8 protein-coding genes are annotated in these 7,604 nt (G+C 49.7%); 2 read left to right on the forward strand and 6 right to left on the reverse strand.

The window, feature by feature from the left end; all coding sequences use genetic code 11:
* Positions 1-13: 13 nt before the first annotated feature.
* Entirely contained in the window at positions 14-220 is a 207-nt protein-coding gene (locus NP596_RS18475) for a hypothetical protein (protein ID WP_256616876.1), read from the reverse strand.
* 179 nt (positions 221-399) lie between these two features.
* Between NP596_RS18475 and NP596_RS18480 the strand changes: the two genes are divergently transcribed.
* Entirely contained in the window at positions 400-3,084 is a 2,685-nt protein-coding gene (locus tag NP596_RS18480) for a cation-transporting P-type ATPase (protein ID WP_256616877.1), read from the forward strand.
* A 1-nt stretch (position 3,085) separates the two neighbouring features.
* Here NP596_RS18480 and NP596_RS18485 read toward each other — a convergent pair whose 3' ends face one another.
* Positions 3,086-3,670, reverse strand: coding sequence for a TetR/AcrR family transcriptional regulator (locus NP596_RS18485; protein ID WP_256616878.1), 585 nt, complete (start codon positions 3,668-3,670; stop codon positions 3,086-3,088).
* Between the two features lie 102 nt (positions 3,671-3,772).
* On the opposite strand from NP596_RS18485, the gene NP596_RS18490 reads away from it, so the two are divergent.
* A complete protein-coding gene (locus NP596_RS18490) occupies positions 3,773-4,240 on the forward strand; it encodes a nuclear transport factor 2 family protein (RefSeq protein ID WP_256616879.1) in 468 nt (155 codons plus the stop codon).
* A gap of 53 nt (positions 4,241-4,293) precedes the next feature.
* Here the strand turns inward: NP596_RS18490 and NP596_RS18495 are convergent, their stop codons facing one another.
* From NP596_RS18495 to NP596_RS18510, 4 genes are all read right to left on the reverse strand, one after another.
* A complete protein-coding gene (locus tag NP596_RS18495) occupies positions 4,294-5,469 on the reverse strand; it encodes a pyrophosphate--fructose-6-phosphate 1-phosphotransferase (RefSeq protein ID WP_443192634.1) in 1,176 nt (391 codons plus the stop codon).
* A gap of 232 nt (positions 5,470-5,701) precedes the next feature.
* Positions 5,702-5,950, reverse strand: coding sequence for a hypothetical protein (locus tag NP596_RS18500; protein ID WP_256616881.1), 249 nt, complete (start codon positions 5,948-5,950; stop codon positions 5,702-5,704).
* A gap of 101 nt (positions 5,951-6,051) precedes the next feature.
* Positions 6,052-6,882, reverse strand: coding sequence for an alpha/beta fold hydrolase (locus NP596_RS18505; protein WP_371927977.1), 831 nt, complete (start codon positions 6,880-6,882; stop codon positions 6,052-6,054).
* Positions 6,831-7,586: a DUF445 domain-containing protein gene (locus NP596_RS18510; protein WP_371927978.1), complete on the reverse strand. Its 756-nt coding sequence runs from the start codon at positions 7,584-7,586 to the stop codon at positions 6,831-6,833. The genes NP596_RS18505 and NP596_RS18510 overlap by 52 nt, the downstream gene beginning before the upstream one ends.
* Positions 7,587-7,604: the final 18 nt, after the last annotated feature.

Below are 7,604 nucleotides of genomic sequence, written 5' to 3' on the forward strand. Positions count from 1 at the left end.
GGCGGCGATACGCTTATTTTTTACCGATCAGCGCTTTAACTTTATCTATCAGTTTCGCCGTCATATTCAAAACCGCCGACTCGCTATCGCCATGCGGTTCGATATCCCCAAAAGGTTCGCCGTTTTTCATTGTATACATGTATATAAAATACCCTAACGGTGCAAATGCAAAGCAGGCTATCACCAGCATAAATACCCCAAGTTCGATTACAGTACCCATAGTCCCCTCCAGTTTGTTATTTTTGTTTTTAAAATAAGGCCTTGGCCTTAAAGCGAAATATAACCCCATCTTATTTGGGGAACAAGCGCAAAATAATCGATTCAAAAATACACAAAAATCTTAGCTCCAATCCTTTAACTGATGACCATGCAACCCGTGAACGGTAAAACCTGATTATTATGAGCAAATCAAAACAAACCCCGTGGCATAGCCTACCCATTAACAAAGTATTAACCGAGCTAAATTCCGACTCGACCCTTGGAATTAGCGAAGCGGAAGCTCAATCTCGGCTCAAGCATTTTGGCCCTAATTTGCTGACACCTCGCCGCGGCAAAGGCCCAATCAAATTATTCCTATCGCAGTTTCACCAACCGCTGGTCTACATCCTGCTGTTGTCTGCCGCCACCACGGCTTTACTGCAGGAATGGGTGGATAGCGGTGTCATATTTGGCGTGGTACTGGTCAATGCCGTCATAGGTTTCATCCAGGAAGCCAATGCGCTAAGAGCCATCGACGCTTTGTCGCGGGTGCTCAGTATCAACAGCACAGTGATACGCGCCGGTCAAAAACGCAGCCTGCCCGCCGTTGATTTGGTGCCGGGCGACTTGGTGGTTTTGCAATCCGGCGATAAAATCCCGGCGGACTTGCGTTTATTGCAATGCCGCGAACTGCAAATCGATGAGTCCGCCCTAACCGGCGAATCGATACCGGTCGGCAAGCGGCCCGCCGAATTGGAAATCAGCACATTGCTGGCCGACCGCTACAATATGGCCTATTCCTCCACGCTGGTTACGTTTGGCAACGGCTTGGGCGTGGTGGTCGAAACCGGCGACCATACCGAAATCGGCTTGATAAACAGCATGATTGCCAGTGCAACCGATCTGGACACGCCGCTGACTAAAAAAATGGCTCAATTCAGCCATTTCCTGCTGTGGCTGATTGTCGATTTTGCCGTGCTGACCTTTGCGGTTGGCGTTTGGCGCGGCGAGTCGATGCTGAACATGTTCATGGCATCGGTCGCTTTAGCGGTTGGCGCCATTCCCGAGGGCCTGCCGGCCGCAATCACCATTACGCTGGCGATCGGCGTCTCTCGCATGGCCAAGCGCAATGCCATCATCCGCAAACTGCCCGCGGTAGAGACCTTGGGCGGTACGACGGTGATTTGCTCGGATAAAACCGGTACGCTGACGCAGAATCAAATGACCGTACAAGCCATTTATGCGGGCGGCGAATACTTTACCGTTAGCGGCGGCGGCTATATTCCCAAGGGAGATTTCCATTTAAACGGCAAAACCATCCAAACGGAACTGTACCCTGCTCTCATGGAAATCCTCAAGGCCGGCCTGCTTTGTAACGACGCCCGGCTGATACGGGAGGCCGAGCAATGGCGCATTGAAGGCGACCCCACGGAAGCGGCATTATTGGTTGCCGCGCGCAAAGCAGGTTTACATCATGACAGCGTTTGCGACGGCCATCCGCGTTTGGACGTCATTCCGTTCGAATCCCAGCATCAATTCATGGCGACACTGCATCAAAATATCGCGCAGGATCAACGCCATGTTTATTTAAAAGGCTCCTTGGAAAGCCTGCTGGCGCGTTGCGACCATGCCTTCGATGCACAAATGAACCGCATTCCGTTGCATGCCGATGCGCTGCACGAACAATTACACCTGATGGCCGAGCAAGGTTTGCGCGTTCTGGCATTTGCCCGCTGCGATCATTGCGATAACGACGTACAACACGAGGAAGTGCGCACCGGCCTGACCCTGCTCGGCCTGCAAGCCATGATAGATCCGCCTCGCCCTGAAGCCGCTGCCTCCATCGCCGCCTGTTATAGCGCGGGTATCCAGGTCAAAATGATTACGGGCGACCATCCTGTCACCGCGCGGGCAATAGCCGGGCAGTTGGGAATGAAAAACGCGGATCGAGTCATCAGCGGCGCCGAATTACAGGATATGGATGACAGCCGGTACGCGCAGGCAGCAAGCGATTGTTCGATATTCGCCCGCATTACGCCCGAGCAAAAACTATTACTGGTAAAAACGCTGCAAGCCGGCGGACACGTAGTCGCCATGACGGGCGACGGCGTCAACGATGCGCCGGCCTTGCGGCAGGCCGACATCGGCGTGGCCATGGGGTTGGGAGGCACCGAGGTCGCCAAGGAAGCCGCCGCCATGGTGCTCACCGACGATCAATTTGCCACCATCGAAGCCGCCGTGGAAGAAGGCCGCGGCGTATTCGACAATCTGGTGAAATTTATTGCCTGGACGCTGCCGACCAATCTGGGGGAAGGGCTAGTGATTATGGCCGCCGTATTTGCCGATGTTGCCTTACCGATCACGCCGGTGCAAATTCTGTGGATCAACATGACGACGGCGGTTTTGCTGGGCTTGATGCTGGCTTTTGAACCGAAGGAGCCCGGCCTGATGAAGAGAACACCGCGCAACCCGGAACAACCCATATTGACCCGGCATTTGGTGTTCAGGGTAGTGTTGGTGGGTATACTGTTGTTGGCTGCTGCTTTTGGCTTATTTCAATGGGAATTATCCCAAGGCGAATCGCTGGCCAAAGCTCGCACCGTGGCAGTCAATGTTTTCGTTAGTTGCGAACTGTTTTATTTATTTAACTGCCGCTCCCTATACTTTTCCATGTTTAAAATCGGCCTGTTCTCCAATTTATGGGTCATTTTTGGCGCGCTCAGCATGATTTCGCTGCAAGTTTTATTTACCTACTGGCCGCCGATGCAGCGCTTATTCGGCAGCGAAGCCATCGGCAGGGACGAATGGCTGTTGGTAGTTGCCGCCGGCATAACCGTTTACTGCACTATCGGCTGCGAAAAATGGTTACTCCGGCGGATAAGATGACTTAACCCGCAAAAGCGGCTTGATTCAGCCCAGCCAAAATCAGCTCAAACCCGGCTAATGCGGTTTTTGCATCCGGCGTCTGCGTCTCAAGCTGCGCCCTGACGATGGCGCCATCGACCGCAACCGCCGCCGCGTTCGCCAACGACATCCGAATTTCGCTGTCAGGCAACAGCTTGGCGATGATGCCGACCATATCCTGTTTATGGCATCTGCACACTTCCAGCGCCTCCGGAAAATTATCGCCAAATTCCGCGGCGGTGTTAATAAACGCGCAGCCCCGAAACAGCGGATTGTTAAACCACTCATCCAAGACCGGAACCAAACACATTAAGCCTTGCGAGTTACGGCCCGCTTGACGCTGCAGAGCATCTGCAAACCAACTGATCCAACGCGCGTGCCGATAATCCAGAAACGCCAGAATCAATGCATGCTTGCTGGGAAAATGCCGATAAAACGTTACTTTGCTGACACCGGCTTCCGCAATCACTTTGTCAATACCGGTCGCGCGTATACCGTCGCGGTAAAACAGATCATGCGCCGTCAATAAAATGCGCTCGCGCGGCGGTTTATCCGAAATAGTTGTCATCGAAGCCATTTCAACGATTGTAGACAGAACTGTCTACTATTGCTACTATCGCCCCATGTAGACAGACCTGTCCACATGTCTTTCCAACTACCCGAGACGAACATGGAAACCAAACCACCCTTGCCCCCTTTTACCGAACAAACAGCCTCACAAAAAGTGCGTATGGCGGAAGACGCCTGGAATAGCCGCGATCCCGACCGCGTGGTTCAGGTATATACCGAGGATACTGTCTGGCGCAATCGCGCCGAATTTCCAGTCGGACGTAAACAGGTTCATGAGTTTTTGCAACGTAAATGGGCAAAAGAATTGGATTATCGTTTAATCAAGGAGTTATGGGCGACAACCGGCAATCGCATCGCGGTACGCTTTGCCTACGAGTGGCGTGACGATGCCGGCAACTGGTTCCGCAGTTACGGCAACGAAAACTGGGAGTTTAACGAATTCGGCTTGATGCAACGGCGTTTTGCCAGTATCAATGATCTACCGATTAAACAAGAACAACGACTGTTTCATTGGCCGCTGGGCCGCCGCCCCGACGAACACCCCGGTTTAAGTGAACTTGGGCTCTGAACAACAAGGGAACACCGGTCAGTCGGAAAACCCGGCTGACCGGTATCAATTGATTAGTGGCTTACTTCGACTTTCGCACCTTTGTTTTGGCCGATTTCCGCCAGGATTTGGGTGAACCAATCGCTATCGATGTTGAAAGGCTTGCCGCCTTTGATGCGCGGAAATTCGATAGCGCGCAGCACATTGCCGTTATCCTCGTCATGGCCCATGACACCGGATTCGCGGCGGAACGCGCATTCCACGGCTAAGTCGGCGCAGGATTTGATCAAGCGCATGTCATCGATATTAGCCGCTGCGGCACGGGCGAAATAACCGGATTTTTGCACCAAGGTTTTTTCCGCGCCTATCATTTGCGCGAACTGTTCGCCAAACCATTTACCGGGATTAACGGCATCCAATTTGATATGTCCAAACGCATCGCGCGGCACTTCCTGGCCTTTGGCCTGCATTTCGGCCACGATTGCTTCTACGCCGGCGCCTTCGGAAACGAAAATATTGACACAGTCGACTTTGTCCATCACTTCGCGCAGACGCTTGGCTTCGGCTTCCAAATCAATAGCCATTTCTGGGATAAAAACCGCATGCACTTCATAGGATTCACGCGACAAGCCCAATTCAGGCAGCCACTCGGCGCGATCCAATAATTTACGATATTCCTGTGCGGTTGCGGCAGTCAACCAGCCGCAATTACGACCCATCACTTCATGCACGATCAGCATACGCGGGTTGGAATTGTTTTCGGCAACCACGTTCCAGAAGTAACGTGCCCCCTGTTCCGCCGCTGTCCAGGCTCCCAAGGATTGCTTTATAGGAAATACGTCATTATCGACGGTTTTGGGCAAGCCGATTACCGTCAGACCATAATCGTTTCTAGCCAGAAACGCAGCCAAATCGGCCGCAGCGGTATTGGTATCGTCGCCACCTATAGTATGCAGAATATCAACACCGTCTTTAACCAGTTGATCGGCGGCTACTTTTTGCGGATCTTCACCTTCTTTCACCAAACCGCGTTTAACGCAGTCTTTAACATTGGTTAACTTAACGCGGCTATTACCAATGACTGAACCACCAAAACGTTGCAACAAACCGGCATTTTCACGCACCTCTGCAGTCACCGGATAATAATCGCCCAATAACAGCCCTTTATAGCCGCCGCGATAGCAGATGATCTCAATACTTGGATCGATCTCGGTGTAGCGTTCAATCAAACTGCCGACTGCGGAGTTCAAACAAGGCGCTAATCCGCCTGCGGTAAGAATTGCAACTTTTTTAGGTTTATTCATGAGCATTTAAAATTTTAAAGTTAACAAAGTACCCGTGAGGCAACCGAACCACGGGACAGCCATGCCACGACATTATGCTTAGCCAAAGTAGCCAACAAAATTCGTTAATTGGCGATTTTAACACAGGCTTTTATTTTTTTAGGCTGGATATTCGTAGATGCTTTACCGAATTAAAAGACTATTGGGCAACAAACAGCAAGGAACCGATATCAATACTATCGTGCCCGGAAATGATGGCTTTATAGGTAACCGGCTGAGCATCGGCGGTCGTTAGTTGGATGCAAATAGATTGATCCTGCCGGGTAATTGACAACGAAAAATAGTCCCCAGCCGCATCGCACCGACCAATATGCAATAAATCCTGAAACGATAACACCGCGCTATTTGATAGACTGCTTGTTGACGCTTGCCTTGATTTTTCGTCCATCCACACCCATACATCAGGAAGAGTTTTTTAAGGTTAATAAGCTTACTTGTTTAAATGAATTTTTCTAGTGTACCAAGGGACAAGAAAGCGGGTTAATTCGTTCAATTATTCAACCAATTGTCAACCACTTGGCAGAAGATATCGGGCGCTTCAACATACAGCCAATGTCCTGTATTTGCAATCTCAACAATTTCAGCACGTGGAAATAATTTTAAAACCGCATCCGGCTGAATATAGGCCGACCGCTCGCCGGCAATAAATAAAGCCTTATCTGCCAGCCTTTGTCTGGCGGGTTCAGGAAAACCTACAATGTTATGCGCGGTCTTGGCAATAAAGTCGAGGTTGATACGCCAAAAGTAATTACCATCCTTAAGCAGCAGGTTTTGTAATAAAAATTGCCGAAACCCCGCGTCGGGGATTGCGTCCGCTAAAAACTGTTCAGCCTCTTTGCGGTTCTTGATTCGATCCAATGGCAGACTTCTAAGCGCATGAATGACGGCGTCAAAACTATGTTTGTAACTAATCGGCGCAATATCGGCCACCACCAATTTTTGAACCCGCTCCGGATAATGCAGGGCAAACCACATGGCGATTTTCCCGCCCATGCTGTGACCAAGCAAATGCGCTTTAGCCAGCCCCAGTTTATCCATAAAATCGATTACATCATGCGCCATCAAAGGATAATCCATTTGTTCCGCATGCGGAGAAGCACCGTGGTTGCGCATATCCAACACATACACATAGTGATTTTCCGCCAGACGCTTAGCAACGGTACGCCAGTTTCGCGACGATGCCAAAAAACCGTGCAAAATAATCAACGGACAATTGTTTTCATTGCCAAAGGTTTCAAAAGCCAGATCAACAACCTTCATAGCAATTTTTAAACAAAACCAAACAATGCACCCAACAAACCGCCGAAAACACCACCCCAAACCACCAACCACCCTAGGTGGGTCTTTATAATATTTTGGACAATCTGCTTGACCATTTGCGGTGTTAATTCACTAAGCCGTTTGTCAATTACATCTTCGATCTTACCCGTTAAATTTTCGCCAATCTTATGAGCATTTAAACCTTGTTGAAGAGCATGTTTAAACCGGTCCGACTCCACCATATCTTGTAACGTGTGCTGCATCTTTTCGACAAAAGGCTGCTTTAAGGGTAATAGCGCCTCTTCGCCCCCCATCATTATTAACATTCCGCCAAATGAAGAGTTCATGATGGACGACACCAATCCTTCATATACTTTGTCATAATCAACCGCATCCAATAGCGGGCTAATATTTAAAACCTTCCCCCCTTCCTGTTCCTGCTTTTCAATAAAGTGTTCGATATTTTCGACCGTGAAAAACTGCTCCATCATTAACGCTTTAATCGAAACCTTAAACTCTTCAAACCTTGCCGGAACAATTCCCGAACCATACAAAAAAGGTATTTTTTCGAACAGCATATGCACTGCCAGCCAATTGGTAATCGCACCCGAGAATGCAAAATAGCCGATGGCTTTCGTCATCTCTGGATGAAACGGGCATATATAGCCGGTAGCTATAATTAACAATGCTATGAAATTAGTGACAGTACTTTTGTTAATGAGTTTTTTCATAATCAAACCGTACAAAACAGCAGTGGACTTTATACCGCACGAAGCATAATA

Origin of the sequence: Methylomonas rivi, assembly GCF_024505165.1 — a bacterium.
Lineage (GTDB): Bacteria > Pseudomonadota > Gammaproteobacteria > Methylococcales > Methylomonadaceae > Methylomonas > Methylomonas rivi.

Excerpts from the sequence above, each read along its gene's own strand:
- NP596_RS18500 (WP_256616881.1), bottom strand. The coding sequence starts at position 5,950 with ATGGACGAAAAATCAAGGCAAGCGTCAACAAGCAGTCTATCAAATAGC.
- NP596_RS18490 (WP_256616879.1), top strand. The coding sequence starts at position 3,773 with ATGGAAACCAAACCACCCTTGCCCCCTTTTACCGAACAAACAGCCTCA.
- NP596_RS18485 (WP_256616878.1), bottom strand. The coding sequence starts at position 3,670 with ATGACAACTATTTCGGATAAACCGCCGCGCGAGCGCATTTTATTGACG.
- NP596_RS18475 (WP_256616876.1), bottom strand. The coding sequence starts at position 220 with ATGGGTACTGTAATCGAACTTGGGGTATTTATGCTGGTGATAGCCTGC.
- NP596_RS18480 (WP_256616877.1), top strand. The coding sequence starts at position 400 with ATGAGCAAATCAAAACAAACCCCGTGGCATAGCCTACCCATTAACAAA.